Here is a 16,634-nt window from a genome sequence, read left to right as displayed (position 1 = left end):
CCACGCGGCCGCAGCGGCGAAGCGGCGTGAACAGGCGAAAAGGACGAGGACAATGACGATCAATCTGCAGAAGCCGGACATCACCGAGCTCAAGCCCCGCATCACCGTGTTCGGTGTCGGCGGTGGTGGTGGTAACGCCGTCAACAACATGATCACGGCCGGCCTTCGCGGCGTCGAGTTCGTGGTTGCCAACACGGACGCCCAGGCGCTCACCACGTCGAAGGCTGAACGTCTGATCCAGCTCGGTGCCCACGTCACCGAAGGCCTGGGTGCCGGTTCGCAGCCAGAGGTCGGTCGCGCTGCTGCTGAAGAGTGCATCGACGAAATCATCGATCACCTGTCCAACACCCATATGTGCTTCGTCACCGCCGGCATGGGCGGTGGTACCGGTACGGGTGCTGCTCCTGTCGTCGCCCGCGCAGCCCGTGAAAAGGGCATCCTCACGGTTGGCGTTGTCACCAAGCCGTTCCATTTCGAAGGCGTCCGTCGCATGAAGACGGCCGATCTGGGCATCGAGGAATTGCAGAAGAGCGTCGATACGCTCATCGTCATCCCGAACCAGAACCTTTTCCGCATCGCCAACGACAAGACCACCTTCGCCGACGCCTTCGCCATGGCGGATCAGGTGCTCTATTCGGGCGTCGCCTGCATCACCGACCTGATGGTCAAGGAAGGCCTGATCAACCTCGACTTCGCTGACGTTCGTTCGGTCATGCGCGAGATGGGTAAGGCGATGATGGGCACCGGCGAAGCTTCCGGCGAGGGTCGCGCAATGGCCGCTGCTGAAGCCGCAATCGCCAACCCGCTGCTCGACGAGACGTCGATGAAGGGCGCGAAGGGTCTCCTGATCTCCATCACCGGCGGTCGCGACCTCACCCTGTTCGAAGTCGACGAAGCTGCAACGCGCATTCGCGAAGAAGTCGACCAGGATGCCAACATCATCCTCGGCGCGACCTTCGACGAAGAGCTCGAGGGCGTCATCCGCGTGTCGGTCGTTGCCACCGGCATCGACAAGGCCGCTGCCGACATCAACACGCCGCCGCTGACGATCCGCGCGCCGCAGAAGCCAGCTCCGCAGCAGCCGGTGCAGCAGCAGCGTCCGGTTGAAGTCCGCACCGCACCGGTTCACAGCGATGTGCCGCGCGATCCGGTCGCCGAAGCAATTCGCGCCGCGGAAGCAAATGCAGAGTTTGCAGCCCGTCAGCAGCAGGTCGCGGAGGCCGACTTTCGTCCCCAGAGCCGGCTATTTACGCCCGCCGCCGAAGCAGCCCCAATGATGGCGCAGCCTGAGCCGGTCCGTCAGGCTCCGGTGCAGCAGATGGCGCCGATCGCACCACAGCCACAGCCGCAGCCGCAGATGGCGCCGGTCCAGCAGCCGCGCATGCCGCGCATCGAAGACTTCCCGCCGGTCGTGCGTGCAGAACTCGATGCACCGCATCACCAGCAGGAGCACGAGGAGCGCGGACCGATGGGCCTGCTCAAGCGCCTGACCGCTGGTCTGTCGCGTCGTGAGGAAGAAGGCGCGAAATTGCAGCCAGCCCAGCCGCGCGAGCCGCGCCTGCGCCAGCCGGAGCAGCGCCGTGCACCTGCAGCCGACGCGCATCTGTATGCGCCGAAGCGCGGGCAGCTTGACGATCAGGGACGCCTCTCGGTGCAGCCGCGCGCTGCGCAGGAAGACGACCAGCTGGATATCCCGGCGTTCCTGCGTCGTCAGGCGAACTGACGTGACAGGCGTAACGGAAATCCGGCACCCGGATTATCCAGAAATGTGACACGCGATTTCAGGCGGGCGCGAAAGCGTTCGCCTGAATCTTTTTGTATTTACAGATCAGTGTGTTGTTTCACGTTGTGGAAGTGAGACAGGGCGTAACAGAGAGTAAAAAACCGTGATTTGGACTCTCCCTTCCGGACCACTATCTTCGCTGCCAAGCAACAATCGGCCGTGGATTCGTGGGGATGAGATTCCACTAGCCGAGTTTCAGATCACGGTCGCTCGCGCGGCCTTTCGGGTATAATCCGGGGCGGGCTTATGGGGATCGAAGTGTACGACTACCAGACAACGCTCAAGTCACGCGTATCGTTGTCAGGCATCGGTGTTCACAGTGGAAACAATGTTTCCATTGATTTTGTTCCAGCTGATCCAGATACCGGTATTGTCTTTGTTCGCACCGATGTGCAGGGCGAGCCTGTGGAACTTCGCGCGCTTGCGTCCGAAGTTGGCGGGACCGATCTGTCGACGATTCTGGGCGATCTTGGCGGCGTGCATGTCGCGACCGTCGAGCATCTTCTTGCGGCCCTTGCCGGGCTGGGCATCGACAATCTTCTCATCGAGATCGACGGCAACGAGGTTCCTGTGCTGGATGGCAGCTCGGCGCCTTTCGTCGAGGTTTTCGAGCAGGCCGGTTTGCAGCAGCAGGCGGTGAAGCGGCGTTATATCCGCATCCTGAAGCCGGTTCGCATCGACAATGGTGCGTCCTGGGCCGAATTCCGCCCCTATGACGGAACGCGCTTCGAGGTCGAGATCGACTTTGAAAGCCCTGCGATCGGGCGTCAGTCTTTCGCGACCGACATCACGCCAGAATCATTCCGCAACGAACTTTCCCGCGCGCGCACTTTCGGCTTCATGAAAGATGTCGAGCGGCTGTGGGCGGCAGGCTATGCGCTGGGGTCTTCTTTGGAAAACTCCGTCGTGATTGGTGACGATCACCGCGTCATCAACATGGAAGGGCTGCGCTACCCTGACGAGTTCGTGCGCCACAAGATGCTGGATGCCGTCGGCGATCTTGCGCTGGCTGGCGCGCGCTTTATCGGCTGCTTCCGCTCCTACCGGGGCGGACACAAGCTCAACGCACAGGCTTTGCGCCGTCTGCTTTCCGACCGGTCTGCGTTCGAGATCGTCGAAACCGGCCGCCGGGTGCGCGGGCGTGGCGCTGAGATGATTGCCGTGAATGCGCCCGTTTACGCGCCGTGGATGATCTGACAGCAGCGCGTTGGCAGTCCCCGTCGCCACAAAAAAGCACCATTGCGTCACGACAAGTTGCCGAAGGGCGTCAGTTGAATTAAGACTGCCGCACGTTTTGTGTCGTGTTGGATGGCAGGCGTCACTGTCTGCAATCCGGGGCGCATAAGTTTCTAGGCCAGAGAGCGATTACCCGACATGAATGATTTCCGGAACGGAGTTTTCGAAGGGCCTTTGGGCAAAGTCGGGCTGATCGCGCTGACGCTTTCGGCGCCGCTTCTGTTGTCTGCATGCGCAAGCGACAAGAAGATGGACCTGGCGACCTATGTCGAAAGCGTCGAGCCACCAGACGCGCTTTACAATCAGGGCCTCGCGAATCTCGAGGCGGGCCGGATGACGGAAGCCGCGCGCAAGTTCGACGCGGTCGATCGCTCGCATCCCTATTCAGAGCAGGCCCGCAAGGCGATGGTGATGGGCGCGTTCGCCAATTATCGCATGGGCAAGTATGAGGAAGCGATTGCCGCAGGGCAGCGTTACGTCTCGCTCTATCCGACGTCGGACGATGCCGCTTATGCGCAGTATATCGTCGGCCTGAGCTATTTCCGCCAGATCAACGACATCACCCGCGACCAGAAGGAATCGCGCCGTGCGATCGAGGCGATGCAGGAAGTCGTCGAGCGCTGGCCGGATTCTGAATATGTCGACGATGCCAAGGCCAAGATCCGCTTCGCTCGCGATCAGCTGGCCGGCAAGGAGATGCAGGTCGGGCGCTACTATCTCGAGCGCCGCGAATTTATCGCCGCTGCCCGTCGTTTCCGTAACGTCGTCGAGACCTATCCGAACACCAACCATGTCGAGGAAGCACTCGCGCGGTTGACCGAAACCTATTACGCAATGGGCCTTGCTTCGGAAGCACAGACAGCGGCGGCGGTTCTCGGACACAACTACCCGGATAGTCAGTGGTACAAGGATTCCTATGCCCTGCTTCAATCCGGTGGGTTACAGCCGCGCGAGAACAGGGGCTCCTGGCTGAGCCGCGCGGGTGCATTGATCGCCGGCAGCTGATTTCGCGACATGCTCGTCAACCTGTCGATCCGCGATATCGTCTTGATCGAACGGCTCGACATTGATTTTGCGCCGGGTCTGTCAGTGCTGACTGGCGAGACCGGCGCAGGCAAGTCGATCCTTCTTGATTCGCTTTCGCTTGCGCTTGGCGCCCGCGGTGACGCATCGCTGGTGCGTCATGGTGCGACGCAAGGCGCGGTGACGGCGGTGTTCGACGTTCCCGTAAATCATCCGGCGCGCGACATCATTCGCGACAATGGCCTTGAGGATGAAGGCGATATCATCCTGCGCCGTGTCCAGTCGGGCGATGGGCGAAGCCGTGTGTTCGTCAATGACCAGCCGGCAAGCGTGACGCTGCTGCGCGAGATCGGCCGTGCGCTGGTCGAGATCCACGGACAGCACGACGACCGCGCTCTGGTCGATGGCGATGCGCATCGCGACCTTCTCGACGCGTTCGGCGGCCATCTGGGCGCAGCGCGGAACGTGGGCAAGCTGTGGCGGATGTGGCGCGAGAAAGAGCAGGCGCTGTCGCGTCTGCGCGCCAAGGTGGAAGCGGCTGCGCGCGAGGCCGACTATCTGCGCTCATGTGTTGATGAACTGTCGAAGATCGACCCGCAGCCGGGCGAGGAGACCGACCTTGCCGAGCGCCGCGCCGCGATGATGCGCGCCGAAAAGATCGCCACCGATATTTCCGACGCGCAGGACGTGCTGTCGGGCCAGAACGCCGGTGTGCCGCAACTGGCAAGCCTGCTGCGGCGTTTGCAGCGCAAGGCGGCGGACGCGCCGGGACTGCTGGATGACATCATCAAGTTTCTCGACGAAGCGCTGATCTCGCTGGATTCGGCGCAGGTGGCGGTCGATGAAGCGCTGCGCGCGACGGAATTCGATCCGCGCGCGCTGGAGCAGGCGGAAGAGCGGCTGTTTGCCTTGCGCGCGGCTGCCCGCAAGCATTCTGTGCAGGTCGATGACCTTGCCGCGCTGCGCGACCGGATGGCGGCAGACCTTGCCGATCTCGACGCAGGCGAGGAGAGGGTGGCAGGGCTGGAAGAAGAATCGCGGGCTGCGCGTCTGGCCTATGACGAGGCGGCGGCGCTGTTGTCGGAGCAGCGCAAGGCCTCGGCGGCGGCGCTTGCCAGCTCGGTGATGCAGGAACTGCCCGCGCTCAAGCTGGAGCGGGCGGAATTTCTGGTCGAGATCAGTTCCGATCCTGAAGAGCGCAGCGAAATGGGCATCGACCAGATCGAATTTCGCGTGCGCACCAACCCCGGAACGCGTCCCGGCCCGATGATGAAGGTGGCATCGGGTGGTGAGCTGTCGCGCTTCCTTCTGGCGCTCAAGGTGGCACTGGCGGATCGCGGATCGGCACCGACGCTGGTGTTCGACGAAATCGATACAGGTGTCGGGGGTGCGGTGGCGGACGCCATCGGCCAGCGACTGGCGCGGCTTGCCGGGGGCATTCAGGTTCTGTCGGTGACGCATGCGCCGCAGGTGGCCGCGCGGGCCAACACGCACTATCTTATTTCGAAGTCGGGCAGCGCGGATCGCGTCGCCACGGGTGTGCAATCTTTGGCGCGCGATGACCGGCAGGAGGAAATCGCGCGCATGCTGGCTGGCGCAACGATTACCGACGAAGCCCGCGCCGCCGCAGACCGATTGTTGCGGGAAAACGCTGACGTTTTCTGACGATTCCTTGTAGTTTAAGCTGCGTTCCGTGGTTGGTTCCGTTTGTACCTTGGTCCATGGGATGCTGTTTTTTCCCAGATTTCAGGCCGAAACATTTCATGTCCATCACGCTCAAATCCGTTGAAGATCTAACCCAGGCGGAAGCTGCCGAGGAACTGTCCCGGCTTGCAGGTGAGATCGCCGAGCATGATCGCCGCTATCATGCCGAAGACGCGCCGACGATTTCTGACGCCGACTATGATGCGTTGCGGCTGCGCAATGCCGCCATCGAAGCGGCGTTTCCAGAACTGGTTCGGACCGATTCACCGTCGCGGGCGGTTGGCGCTGCACCTTCGGGCGCGTTCGCACAGGTTCAGCACGCCAGACCGATGCTGTCGCTCGACAACGTCTTCAACGATGAGGATGTGCGCGACTTCATGACTTCGGTGCGGCGGTTCCTGTCGTGGCCGGCGGATCGGGAACTGGCGGTGACGGCGGAGCCGAAGATCGACGGTCTATCGATGTCGCTGCGCTACGAAAACCGCGAGCTGGTGACTGCGGCGACGCGCGGCGACGGCACGACGGGTGAGAACGTCACCGCCAATATTCGCACGATTGCCGACATTCCGCAGACATTGCCAGCAGATGCGCCGGACATCGTCGAGGTTCGGGGCGAAGTTTACATGCGGCGGGACGATTTTCTCGCGTTGAATGAACGGATGGAAGCAGAAACCGGGCGGGTTTTCGCCAACCCGCGCAATTTTGCGGCGGGAAGCCTGCGCCAGAAAGACCCGGAGGTGACGCGTTCGCGGCCGTTGAAGTTCTTCGCTTACGCCTGGGGCGAGACGGGCGGGGAGCCTCTGGCGGAAACGCAATATGAGGCCGTGAAGCGGCTCGGCTCGTGGGGCTTTCCGATCAACGACCATATGGGCATCTGCCGCTCGGTCGACGAGATGCTGGCGCGCTATCGCGTCATCGAGGCCGAGCGGGCGAGCCTGCCCTATGACATTGACGGGGTGGTCTACAAGGTCGACCGTCTCGACCTGCAGGAGCGGCTCGGCTTTCGCTCGCGCAGCCCGCGCTGGGCGACCGCACACAAGTTTGCCGCCGAGAAGGCGACGACCATTTTGCGCGAGATCGACATTCAGGTCGGACGCACCGGGGCGCTGACGCCGGTGGCGCGGCTGGAGCCGGTGACGGTCGGCGGCGTGGTGGTGACCAACGCGACGCTGCACAATGAGGATTACATTCGCGGCATCGGCAATCAGGGCCAGCCGATCCGCGAGGGCCGGGATATTCGCGTTGGCGACACGGTGCTGATCCAGCGCGCGGGCGACGTGATCCCGCAGGTGCTCGACGTTCTGCTCGATCAGCGTGCCGCCGATTCCGTACCGTACAGCTTCCCGACCGTCTGCCCGGCCTGTGGCAGTCACGCGGTGCGCGAGGAGGGCGAGGCGGTCCGGCGCTGCACGGGCGGACTGATCTGCCCGGCGCAGGCGGTGGAACGGATTCGCCATTTCGTCTCGCGCAATGCGCTCGATATTGAAGGCTTTGGCGAAAAGCAGATCGAGTTCTTTTTCCACCATGACGATCCGTCGCTGCGTATCCGCACGCCTGCCGACATTTTTACCTTGAAGAAGCGGCAGCAGAATTCGCTGACGAAGCTGGAGAATATTGACGGGTTTGGCGCGGTTTCGGTGAAGAAGCTGTTTGCGGCCATCGACGATCGCCGAAACGTGGCGCTGTCACGCTTCCTGTTTGGTCTGGGCATCCGCCATGTCGGCGAAACCAACGCCAAGCGTCTGGCGCGGCACTACCTGTCGTTCGAACGGTTGCGTGAGGGCGTCAGCCATGCCGCCATTCCGCAGGGCAAGGGCGATCCGGGCAACGCGCAGTGGCAGGAACTCACCAACGTCAATGGCATCGGTTCGGTCGTCGCGCAGGCGCTGGTCGAGTTCTTCGCGGAAGAACACAATATTCCGGCGCTCGATGCGCTGCTGGAAGAAGTGACGCCGACGGACGAAGAACCGGTCGGCGATGTGTCATCGCCGGTGTCCGGCAAGACAGTCGTGTTCACCGGCTCGCTAGAGCGGATGTCGCGCGACGAGGCCAAGGCGATGGCCGAGCGGTTTGGCGCGAAGGTTTCGGGGTCCGTGTCGAAGAAAACCGATCTGGTGGTCGCCGGACCTGGCGCGGGATCGAAGCTCAAGCAGGCGACCGATCTGGGCATCGAGGTGATAGACGAGGACGCCTGGTTCGTGCTGGTCGGTCAGGGTTGAGCGTGCCACGCAGCCGTTGATGCAGGCAGGCTGGTTCAATCGAATTGATGTGACATGGCGTGCGTCGTGACTTAAAGCGTGTCGCGATCCTTCGGTTTCGCTTCGCACGCATGAAGTTCCTGTATTGACGCATGTCTTTATCCCGAAACCGGTTCGCACTTTTGCTGGAACTGCGCTGGACGGCGCGCCGTTCCGAGGAGTCTCGATGACGTCAACAAGCATGTCTGAAATGCGGCCCAGCCGCATCGCCGAGTTTTTCGGCGCGTTTCGTATTGCAACGCCCGTGGTGGTCGCCTCGGCGCCGTTCGGCCTGCTGTTTGGGGCGCTTGCCGTGCAGAACGGATTGTCGGTCGGCGAGGCGATCCTCATGAGCGCGACGGTGTTTGCCGGCGCAAGCCAGATGGTCGGCCTTGAATTGTTCAACCAGACGGTCCCGGCCTGGCTGGTCGTTCTGTCCATTTTTGCCGTCAATTTCCGTCACGTGCTCTATTCGGCAGCGATTGGCCGCAATACGCGGCACTGGACGCCCTTCCAGCGCGCGTTCGGCTTTTTCTTCCTCACCGACATCCAATATGCCGAAGGTGAAAAGCAGGCGGAAACGCCGAGAGGTCTGTCGTTCGTCTGGTATATGGGGATGGCGACCTTCATCTATGTTGCCTGGGTGGCTGAGGCTGCCATCGGCAGCATTTTCGGAAACTTGATCTCGGACTCATACGCGCTTGGTCTCGACTTCATGCTGCCGATCTATTTTCTCGGAATGGTGATGGATTTTCGCCGGCGTCCGCTCTGGCTGCCTGTCGTGCTGGTCAGCTCCGCTGCATCGATCGCGGCTTATTACTGGGTCGGCTCGCCATGGCACGTGTCGATTGGCGCCGTGGCCGGCATTACCCTGGCTGTCATTGTCGGGCCGGTTCAAACGCAGGAGGGGCGGTCGTGAGCTCTACGGTCTGGATCATTCTTGCAGGGGCGCTTGCCACCTATCTGACGCGTATCGGCGGCCATCTCGTTCTGTCGCGTTTCGAGCGGCTGCATCCGCGCGTCGAGGCGGGACTCAACGCCGTGCCAGCAGCCGTTCTGACAACCCTGGTTGCACCGGCCGCCACAACAGGCGGTCCGGCAGAGTGGGCGGCGCTTGCCGTCGCAGGGCTGGTCGCCCTGCGTGGCAATCTGATGACGATGTTCCTGACCGGCGCAGCCGTGCTGATCGTCTTGCGCAACCTTTTATAGAGGCGCTGCGGCAGCTTCGAGCCAGCTGCGGACCTCATCCTCCACCAGCGGGCTGATTTCCGCGATCACGCGCTGGTGATAGGCGTCGATCCAGTCGCGCTCGGCGGCGCTCAGCTGGTCGAGCGCGATCAGTCGCCGGTCGAACGGGGCCAGCGTCAGCGTTTCGAAGCCGTGCATGTCGATGTCGCCACCGGGGATCGGCTGCGGATCGGTGACGACGATCAGATTCTCCAGCCTTATGCCGTAGCCGCCTTCCTTGTAGTAGCCCGGCTCGTTGGAGAGGATCATGCCGGCGAGCAGCTTTTCCGTGCCGGTTTTGGCGATGCGCTGCGGGCCTTCGTGGACCGACAGGAACGCGCCGACGCCGTGGCCGGTGCCGTGGGCATAGTCGATGCCGGCCAGCCAGTGGGCGTGGCGCGCAATCGGGTCGATGTCCATGCCGCGCGTGCCGACAGGATAGCGCAGCATGGAGAGCGCAATCAGTCCCTTGAGCACGATGGTATAGCGGCTGCGCATCTCCTCGCTCGGCTGGCCGACGGCCACGGTGCGGGTGATGTCGGTGGTGCCGTCCTGATACTGACCGCCTGAATCGACGAGGAACAGTTCACCGGCCTGCAGCTTGCGGTTGGACTTGGTGGTGACGCGATAATGGATGATCGCGCCGTTGGGACCGGCACCGGAGATCGTGTCGAAGGAGATGTCGCGCAACGGCATCTGGCTTTCTTCGCCCTTGGTGCGGCGGAACGCTTCCAGCGCCTTCACAGCGCCGATTTCGTCCACGGTGCCGGGCGCCTGCTGGTCCAGCCAGTGCAGATAGGTGGTGATCGCGGCACCGTCGCGGCGATGGGCAGCGCGCGAGCCGGCCAGCTCGGCTTCGTTCTTGACCGCACGGGGCAGGCGCGCCGGGTCCGGCAGTTGCAGGACCGTGCCGCCATTGTCCTCGACGATCATGCGCAGACGGTCTGCGGCCAGGGAAGGGTCGAGCGAGATGCGGCCACCGGCGGCGGCGAGGCGCGCGACGGCATCCTCAAGCGCGTCGGGCGGCAGGATGTCAGCAAGCTGGGTCAAATAGGCGTCGGTCTCGATGGTGAGCTTGGCGCGGTCGAGAAACAGCTGCGGAAGGCCGTCCGCGGCAAGGATGGCAAAGCCGAGCGCCAGCGGCGTGTGGGGCACATCGCGGCCGCGAATGTTGAACACCCATGCCAGCGACGACGGATCGGTTAGGACGGCGTGGGTCGCGTTCTGGCTCTGCAAGGCTTCGGCAAGACGTGCAACCTTGTCGGACGCCAGCTCGCCGGCAAAGCCGATCGGGTGGATCTCGATCTTTTCCGCAGGCGGGGCAGGGCGGTCGGTCCAGACGGCATCGACAAAATTGTCGACCGGGACGAGTTCCGCGCCGGCATTTTCGAGTGCGCTGCGCAGGGCGGCGGCCTCCGAAACGGTGTGCAGCCATGGATCGAAGCCGATGCGCATCCCGGCAGACGCATTGCTCGCAAGCCATCTGGCGGGTGGATTGTCGACAAGGCTTTCGACGGCGAAAGTGTCCATGTCGACCTGCTTGCGCGCCTGCAGGGTGTAGCGGCCATCAACGAAGATCAGCGCCCGGTCACGCAGGATCAGCGCCGCACCCGCAGAGCCGGTGAAGCCGGTCAGCCATTGAAGCCGTTCGGAACAGGCGGCAACATATTCGCCCTGATGCTCGTCTGCGCGCGGAACCAGAAAACCGTCGATCTGGCTTTCGCTCATCCGCTCGCGGAGCTTTGCAACGCGGGCAGGGCCCTGGTTCGGATCCGTCAACGCATCGAATGACTGAAACATGGCACCCTCTGAAACAGCAAATATCCTGTCAGATGAATAGAACATCGACGCTGAAAGTGGAAACCGGATTTACGATCTATGGCCGCTGTGAGGCAGGATCGGGGATTATGGTTATATTGCGTTGCAGCAAATTCTTCGCACATGCAAAATTGCATTGAGCATATGCACAATCGTCACTGGTTACAGGACGTTGCGCTCACTACCTTACAGATGACGATAACAGAGCAAACCAAGGAGCTTCGAGATGGCAAAGCGTGGATTTTTTCGGAATGCAATGGACGCGATGATTGCAGCCCGCGAGAAGCAGGCGCAGCGCTATGTCACCGGCGCGCTCCTGATGATGGACGACGAGACGCTGCGCGCGAACGGATATACGCGCACCGACCTGCAGCGCCGCAACACGACGCCCTATCTTTTCTAAGACGGGTTTCCAGCTCTGCAAATGCGAAGCGGCCCTTTGGGGGCCGCTTTTTTGTTGCCGATTATTTCAGGTGGATGGTGACCCATTCCTCGCGCAGCAATGTCGAGATGTGACGGAAGCCGGCGTTTTGATAGGCGGCGACAACGGCGTCGTGCTGCTTGTCCAGGATGCCGGACAGGATCAGAGAGCCGTTGGGCGCAAGATGGGTGGCCATCTGTGGCGCCAGTTCCATCAGCGGACCGGCGAGGATGTTGGCGACGATCAGCTCGAACGGTCCGTGCTGGCTGAAGACCGGATCGTCAAAGCCGGGCGCTGTCGCGGTGGTGACGTGTTCGGCGACGTCGTTCAGAACGACATTGTCAGTGGCGACGTCGGTTGCGATGGGGTCGATGTCGGTGGCGAGGACCGGGATCGCGGCAAGCTTGGCAAGGGCAATGGCCAGAACGGCGCTGCCGGTGCCAAGGTCGAGCGCGTTTTTGGGCTGCTCGGCGGCGACAACCGCCTCGATGGTTTCAAGGCAACCGGAGGTGGTGCCGTGGTGTCCGGTGCCGAAAGCGAGGCCGGCTTCGATCTCGATGCCGATATCGCCGTCCTGCAGCTTGTCGCGGTCATGCGAGCCATAGACGAAGAAGCGACCGGCGCGAACCGGCTGGAGCCCTTCAAGCGACTTGGCAACCCAGTCGACGTCGCCCAGCGGCTCGTGGCTGATGGTCAGGTCGTTTGCGGCCTCGCCGAGCGTGTCGCGGATGCGCGCTTCAACGCTGGCGATCTGGTCGTCATCAACATAGACCGACAATTCCTCGATGCCGGCATCCTCGTCGACCTCGAAGATGACGATGGGCAAGCCGTCGTCCTCGAATGCGACCTCGAGCTTGGAGAAAAATTCGGTCGAGGCCGGTTTGACGGCGGTGAAATAGAGGCGAGTCTGGGACAAGATGTGGCTTCCGTGCTCAGCCGCCAGCCAGGCGTTTCAGCTTGGCGAGGGCGTTTTGGGGATTTTCACCATATGCGATGGTTCCGGCAAAATCGCCAGAGCGATCAAGCAGGATAATCGATGCGGTGTGATCCATGGTGTAGTCGCCGCCTTCAAGATCGACCTTCTTCCAGTAGATGCCGAAAGAGCGCGCCATCTCGAAAACCTTGTCCGGTTCGCCGCTGATGCCGAGAATCCGTGGCGAAACGTTGCTGACATAGGCGTTGATGGTTTCCGGCGGGTCGCGCTCCGGGTCGATGGTGACGAAATAGGCGTTGATCTTGTCGCCGTCAGCGCCGAGTTCGTTCAGCCAGTTGTCCAGTTCGTAGAGTGTCGTCGGGCAGACCTCGGGGCAGTGGGTGAAGCCGAAGAACACAGCGCTGGGCTTGTTGCGGAACGCCTGCTCGGTGATCTCGTTGCCGCGCATGTCGACGAGCGTGAAGGGCGCGCCATAGGCCTGCCCGGAATTCTGGTCACGATACCAGTCGAAGGCGAGCCAGCCGACGATCAGCGCGACAAGGAAGATGATACCGACAAGTATTGAACGCATCATGGAGAAAGCTCGTTTCCGCGTAGGGGCGCGCTGAAGCGCGTCAGAAGCACCAGGCCATGCCCTGCTCGACAAGAGTCAGGAAAATGGCAGGCGCATGCTCGATCCAGCTCGCAAAGGCGAGGCCGGTTACAGCCGACAAAGCGAGCCCGGCCAAGACAATGGCAGCAAGGCGCAGCGAAGGGTGAATGTCAGCAAACATGGCCTATAGATAGCGTCTCGCGCGCGCCGGCGAAAGATGCCATCTTCCCGTTGCGACTGAACCACGCATCCGTGGCGACAGCGCGTGAGGGATATTGTCATGAAAGCTGCTGTCCGCCCCGAGCGGTATACGAATCTCCAACTCCTGCTGCATTGGCTGGTAGCGGCGCTGGTCGCCTTTCAATATCTGTTCAATGAGGGGATCATGGCGTCATGGCATTTCTATGCACATGGCGATGCCGCGACACCCGAGGATTTTTCCGGCGCCAATCTTCACGTGCTGGTCGGGCTGACCGTGCTGCTGCTGGCCATCGTCAGGCTGGCGGTGCGGATTTCCCACGGTACGCCGGCAGCCCCGGAAGGGGAGCCGCGACCCTTGCGCATCCTCGCCACCGCAACGCATCACCTGCTTTATCTGCTGATCTTCCTGGTGCCGCTTTCGGGAGCGATGGCCTGGTTTTTCGTGATCGAACGTGCCGCTACCGGCCATAATCTGACCAAAGCTCTGCTGCTGGCGGTGGTTCTGCTGCATATCGCTGGCGCGTTGGTTCAGGCGGTGGTGTTTCGCTCCAATGTGTTCTCGCGCATGCTTCCCTCGCGCCGTTGAGCACGGCCGGAGGATGGGGTAGGAGGCGACATGACCGACTACCTGCCGACATCCTCGGAACCACGCATTCATCAGACGGCGGAGCTGAAATCCTGCCGTCTGGGCCGCCATGTGAACATCGCCGAGCGTGTGATCCTTCGGGAAGTCACCGTCGGCGATTATTCGTACATGGAGCGGCACGGCGAGGGCATCTACGCGACAATCGGAAAATTCTGCTCAATCGCTTCCAATGTGCGGATCAACGCGCTGGAACATCCGATGGAACGGATCACCACCCACAAGATCACCTATCGCCCGAACGAGTATTTCAAGTTTCACGGCGTCGATCAGGCATTTCGCGAGCGGCGCAGGCAAAAGCATGTGACGATTGGCAATGATGTCTGGATCGGTCATGGCGCGGTCATCATGCCGGGGGTGACGGTCGGTGACGGCGCGGTGGTCGGGGCCAATGCGGTGGTGACCCGCGATGTCGGCCCCTACGAGATCGTTGCCGGGGTTCCCGCACGCATTGTTCGCAAGCGCTTTCCCGACGCAATCGCTGCGCGCCTGCAGGACATGGCGTGGTGGGACTGGCCGGCGGAGCGTCTGGCAAGAGCGATCCCGGATATGCAAAGCCTTGCGATTGAGGATTTTCTCGAAGTCTGGGGCGGTGATTTCGAAGTATAAATATTGAATAAATTTTTATACATTAAGGTGAAGCGTTATCTTTAACATTTGGATTACTTGTTGGGTTAAAGATTTATTGATCTCATAGGTTGCAATTCTCCCGCATAAGTGGTTTTCTTTGTCTCGGAGATTACCGCATGAGGCATTGGAACTGATCCAGGGAGAAGTCTTATGAAGAAGTTCGCTGCTTTTGCATCCCTCGCCGCCGTACTGTCTTTCGCTGCGCTTCCGGCTGAAGCAGGCGGTTGGGGCCGTTCCGGCGCATCCCAGCAATCGTCTGGCGGCCTGGTGAACATTTCGCCGAGCGTGCAGACCGGCAACCTGAACCTTCTCAGCGGCATCGGCGTGCTCAACAACTCGTCGATCCTCAGTGGCAACGTCCTGTCGGGCATCGTCAAAGGCAACAACAACAATGTTGGCAATGGCAATGTGAACGGCCAGCAGAATGCTGTCGGCAACGGCATCGTCGGTGGCGGCTCCTTCGGAAATTCGCAGAGCAACGCCTGGAACAGCTTCAACAGCGCCGGAAAGCGTCGCTAGTTCGCGCTGAACTCAGGTCGCACCGACCTGAGTTCATCCGACGCTTTGCAGTTTTGCTGGAATTGCTCGAGGGACAGAGCGGGATACGGGCGGACCGCATCCCACTTTCCTCATCCGCTCCCGGCGAATGCTCGACCGGGGCAGTGACTGCCCCCGTCGACCCACCGCTGATGCGGAGGCGGTTGCCACTGGTCCCCCGCCTTGGAACCGCCTGATGCCGAAGGGAGGCCCCTGACCCACCCTCCCAGCCTCCCTTCGGTTCACAGGTGATCCTTCCGATCCCGGAGGAGCGAGATTGGGAGCTTTCAGCAGGCTAGGTCAGAGTTTTGCGGCAAGTGCCATGTGCACATCGACGGTGTCGCGTTGCAGCCCGAAATTTTCCAGAAGCTTGCGCGTGGCATCGACACGCATTGTCAGCCCGAGATGCGTGTTGATCTGCCATTCAGCTTCGGCATAGAGCCCGCGCGCCAGCTCGACCGTTTCCAATCCGAGATTTTCACGCCGCTCCAGATATAGTCCCGTGCCAAAACGAAGTTCCTGAGAGTGGCGGTAGCCCGCTTCCAGTTCCATGCGCCGGGCCCAGGTGGCAACCGGGTCGTCATTGGTCTTGGGATCAAAGGCTGCCTTGAGCGATCCGCGCAGCGAGAAGCGGGAGAACACCGGCATCTCGGCGGCCAGCTCATAAGCGAGGCGCTGCTCTCTGAAATCCGCGTCGAACAGTTCGAGGGCGTGCAGGCCAACAGATCCGGCGGCAACCGCGCCATTGGCAAAACGAATGCCGGCATGCGCGCCGACGGCATAGTCCATCACCTCAAGCGGTGGAAGAAAGCCGATCTGGCCAGAGCGCATCAGGCCGGCAGTGCCATAAGCGCCGAAGCTGACTGGCCCATGGGTGCGGGTGAGCTTGATGCCGGCACGAAAGCGGTCGCGGTCGGGATCGAGCCGGAGTGGGGGCTGAATGTCGTTTTCAAACTGCGTGTCTTCAGGCTTTTCGCGCGAAGCGGTCGCTTCCATGGCGAGGACCGTATCCGCGTCGAGGCGTAAACCAGCTTGCAGTCCAGCTGTCATGACCGTCATGCGTGTGCGGATGCCGAGAAATGCGTCCTCGCCAAGCAGCAATTCGTCGCCTTCTTCGGCCATCTGAACAGCGAGAGTGCCGCGCAGTTCGAAATTTTCAGAGAGCGCGACCGTGGTGTCGGTGGAGATGCCGAGCGCGAAGTCGTTCTCGATGCTCAGGACGTCATAGTGCTTGGCATTGATGTTGGCAGTGACGCCGGTCGTGCCGAGGTCGTGCGCAAGCTTGCTGGCGACGGAGCCGCGCAGCTGGGTGTACCAGTCGTCGAGCTGGAGCGGCGTGTCGAGGGCGTTTGTGGTGTAGTGGCGCAACAGCGTCAGGCTTGCCTGGGGCGAGCTGTCATTGCCCGAACTGGTTTGCGCGCTTGCCGCGACCGGGCCTGCAAGGGACATGGCCATGATCAATGCACCAGCCCGCATCGCCATCTCCTGTGGGGTGCCCCTTCCGTTTCGGGGGGTGGTGACAACGGAAGGGGCCGGAGAAAACCGCCATTGAGACGGAACGCACACAGGCACCATTGCCTGCAAGATCGACAATAGGCGACAATTGCACAAGGTTGCCCAAAGAGAGAATGCAACCTTTGGTTGCTCT

Annotated in this window: 16 protein-coding genes; 11 read left to right on the top strand and 5 right to left on the bottom strand. The window is 61.7% G+C overall.

Going from position 1 to position 16,634, the window contains the following annotated elements:
- The first annotated feature begins 52 nt into the window (after window positions 1-52).
- The 7 genes from ftsZ (at window position 53) to BMZ42_RS13700 (ending at window position 9,192) form a co-directional block, all read left to right on the top strand.
- Window positions 53-1,723, top strand: coding sequence for a cell division protein FtsZ (gene ftsZ, locus BMZ42_RS13730; protein ID WP_091523459.1), 1,671 nt, complete (start codon window positions 53-55; stop codon window positions 1,721-1,723).
- 306 nt (window positions 1,724-2,029) lie between these two features.
- The gene (gene lpxC, locus BMZ42_RS13725) at window positions 2,030-2,980 is read left to right on the top strand and encodes a UDP-3-O-acyl-N-acetylglucosamine deacetylase (protein WP_175556726.1); all 951 of its coding nucleotides are present in this window, start codon (window positions 2,030-2,032) and stop codon (window positions 2,978-2,980) included.
- 177 nt (window positions 2,981-3,157) lie between these two features.
- Window positions 3,158-4,024, top strand: coding sequence for an outer membrane protein assembly factor BamD (locus tag BMZ42_RS13720; protein WP_091523456.1), 867 nt, complete (start codon window positions 3,158-3,160; stop codon window positions 4,022-4,024).
- A 9-nt stretch (window positions 4,025-4,033) separates the two neighbouring features.
- Entirely contained in the window at window positions 4,034-5,707 is a 1,674-nt protein-coding gene (recN, locus tag BMZ42_RS13715) for a DNA repair protein RecN (RefSeq protein WP_091523454.1), read from the top strand.
- 98 nt (window positions 5,708-5,805) lie between these two features.
- On the top strand, window positions 5,806-7,965 hold the full coding sequence (gene ligA / locus BMZ42_RS13710) for an NAD-dependent DNA ligase LigA (protein ID WP_420492473.1): 2,160 nt from the start codon (window positions 5,806-5,808) through the stop codon (window positions 7,963-7,965).
- Between the two features lie 205 nt (window positions 7,966-8,170).
- On the top strand, window positions 8,171-8,902 hold the full coding sequence (locus BMZ42_RS13705; protein ID WP_091523451.1) for an AzlC family ABC transporter permease: 732 nt from the start codon (window positions 8,171-8,173) through the stop codon (window positions 8,900-8,902).
- On the top strand, window positions 8,899-9,192 hold the full coding sequence (locus BMZ42_RS13700; protein WP_091523449.1) for an AzlD family protein: 294 nt from the start codon (window positions 8,899-8,901) through the stop codon (window positions 9,190-9,192). The genes BMZ42_RS13705 and BMZ42_RS13700 overlap by 4 nt, the downstream gene beginning before the upstream one ends.
- Here BMZ42_RS13700 and BMZ42_RS13695 read toward each other — a convergent pair.
- Complete coding sequence (locus BMZ42_RS13695; protein WP_091523446.1) at window positions 9,187-11,010, bottom strand: aminopeptidase P family protein; 1,824 nt, start codon at window positions 11,008-11,010, stop codon at window positions 9,187-9,189. The two genes, BMZ42_RS13700 and BMZ42_RS13695, sit on opposite strands and share 6 nt — an antisense overlap.
- A gap of 244 nt (window positions 11,011-11,254) precedes the next feature.
- Between BMZ42_RS13695 and BMZ42_RS18045 the strand changes: the two genes are divergently transcribed.
- Complete coding sequence (locus tag BMZ42_RS18045) at window positions 11,255-11,431, top strand: hypothetical protein (protein ID WP_175556725.1); 177 nt, start codon at window positions 11,255-11,257, stop codon at window positions 11,429-11,431.
- Window positions 11,432-11,492: 61 nt separating this feature from the next.
- Here the strand turns inward: BMZ42_RS18045 and BMZ42_RS13690 are convergent, their stop codons facing one another.
- From BMZ42_RS13690 to BMZ42_RS18040, 3 genes are read right to left on the bottom strand one after another with little or no spacing between them, the layout of a single operon-like run.
- Window positions 11,493-12,365, bottom strand: a complete 873-nt coding sequence (locus BMZ42_RS13690) for a 50S ribosomal protein L11 methyltransferase (protein WP_091523444.1) — start codon at window positions 12,363-12,365, stop codon at window positions 11,493-11,495.
- A gap of 16 nt (window positions 12,366-12,381) precedes the next feature.
- Window positions 12,382-12,957 (bottom strand): SCO family protein, encoded by a 576-nt coding sequence (locus BMZ42_RS13685; RefSeq protein ID WP_091523442.1) that lies wholly within the window; start codon window positions 12,955-12,957, stop codon window positions 12,382-12,384.
- A 40-nt stretch (window positions 12,958-12,997) separates the two neighbouring features.
- Window positions 12,998-13,156 carry a hypothetical protein gene (locus tag BMZ42_RS18040; RefSeq protein WP_175556724.1) on the bottom strand — a complete coding sequence of 53 codons (159 nt, stop codon included), beginning with the start codon at window positions 13,154-13,156 and terminating at the stop codon, window positions 12,998-13,000.
- Window positions 13,157-13,255: 99 nt separating this feature from the next.
- Here BMZ42_RS18040 and BMZ42_RS13680 point away from each other — a divergent pair, with 99 nt between their 5' ends.
- From BMZ42_RS13680 to BMZ42_RS13670, 3 genes are all read left to right on the top strand, one after another.
- The gene (locus tag BMZ42_RS13680) at window positions 13,256-13,762 is read left to right on the top strand and encodes a cytochrome b (protein WP_091523440.1); all 507 of its coding nucleotides are present in this window, start codon (window positions 13,256-13,258) and stop codon (window positions 13,760-13,762) included.
- Between the two features lie 30 nt (window positions 13,763-13,792).
- Window positions 13,793-14,428 (top strand): DapH/DapD/GlmU-related protein, encoded by a 636-nt coding sequence (locus BMZ42_RS13675; RefSeq protein ID WP_091523438.1) that lies wholly within the window; start codon window positions 13,793-13,795, stop codon window positions 14,426-14,428.
- Between the two features lie 171 nt (window positions 14,429-14,599).
- Window positions 14,600-14,968 (top strand): hypothetical protein, encoded by a 369-nt coding sequence (locus BMZ42_RS13670; protein ID WP_091523435.1) that lies wholly within the window; start codon window positions 14,600-14,602, stop codon window positions 14,966-14,968.
- A gap of 318 nt (window positions 14,969-15,286) precedes the next feature.
- On the opposite strand, the gene BMZ42_RS13665 is transcribed toward BMZ42_RS13670, so the two are convergent.
- The gene (locus BMZ42_RS13665; RefSeq protein WP_139207930.1) at window positions 15,287-16,462 is read right to left on the bottom strand and encodes a hypothetical protein; all 1,176 of its coding nucleotides are present in this window, start codon (window positions 16,460-16,462) and stop codon (window positions 15,287-15,289) included.
- Between the last annotated feature and the right edge of the window lie 172 nt (window positions 16,463-16,634).

This window comes from Aquamicrobium aerolatum DSM 21857 (assembly GCF_900113935.1).
GTDB classification, from domain to species: domain Bacteria; phylum Pseudomonadota; class Alphaproteobacteria; order Rhizobiales; family Rhizobiaceae; genus Aerobium; species Aerobium aerolatum.
This window is presented reverse-complemented; position numbering and strand designations above follow the sequence as displayed.

Coding starts and splice junctions, on each gene's coding strand:
- ftsZ (WP_091523459.1), top strand. CDS start 53: ATGACGATCAATCTGCAGAAGCCGGACATCACCGAGCTCAAGCCCCGC.
- lpxC (WP_175556726.1), top strand. CDS start 2,030: ATGGGGATCGAAGTGTACGACTACCAGACAACGCTCAAGTCACGCGTA.
- BMZ42_RS13720 (WP_091523456.1), top strand. CDS start 3,158: ATGAATGATTTCCGGAACGGAGTTTTCGAAGGGCCTTTGGGCAAAGTC.
- recN (WP_091523454.1), top strand. CDS start 4,034: ATGCTCGTCAACCTGTCGATCCGCGATATCGTCTTGATCGAACGGCTC.
- ligA (WP_420492473.1), top strand. CDS start 5,806: ATGTCCATCACGCTCAAATCCGTTGAAGATCTAACCCAGGCGGAAGCT.
- BMZ42_RS13705 (WP_091523451.1), top strand. CDS start 8,171: ATGACGTCAACAAGCATGTCTGAAATGCGGCCCAGCCGCATCGCCGAG.
- BMZ42_RS13695 (WP_091523446.1), bottom strand. CDS start 11,010: ATGTTTCAGTCATTCGATGCGTTGACGGATCCGAACCAGGGCCCTGCC.
- BMZ42_RS18045 (WP_175556725.1), top strand. CDS start 11,255: ATGGCAAAGCGTGGATTTTTTCGGAATGCAATGGACGCGATGATTGCA.
- BMZ42_RS13685 (WP_091523442.1), bottom strand. CDS start 12,957: ATGATGCGTTCAATACTTGTCGGTATCATCTTCCTTGTCGCGCTGATC.
- BMZ42_RS18040 (WP_175556724.1), bottom strand. CDS start 13,156: ATGTTTGCTGACATTCACCCTTCGCTGCGCCTTGCTGCCATTGTCTTG.
- BMZ42_RS13680 (WP_091523440.1), top strand. CDS start 13,256: ATGAAAGCTGCTGTCCGCCCCGAGCGGTATACGAATCTCCAACTCCTG.
- BMZ42_RS13675 (WP_091523438.1), top strand. CDS start 13,793: ATGACCGACTACCTGCCGACATCCTCGGAACCACGCATTCATCAGACG.
- BMZ42_RS13670 (WP_091523435.1), top strand. CDS start 14,600: ATGAAGAAGTTCGCTGCTTTTGCATCCCTCGCCGCCGTACTGTCTTTC.
- BMZ42_RS13665 (WP_139207930.1), bottom strand. CDS start 16,462: ATGCGGGCTGGTGCATTGATCATGGCCATGTCCCTTGCAGGCCCGGTC.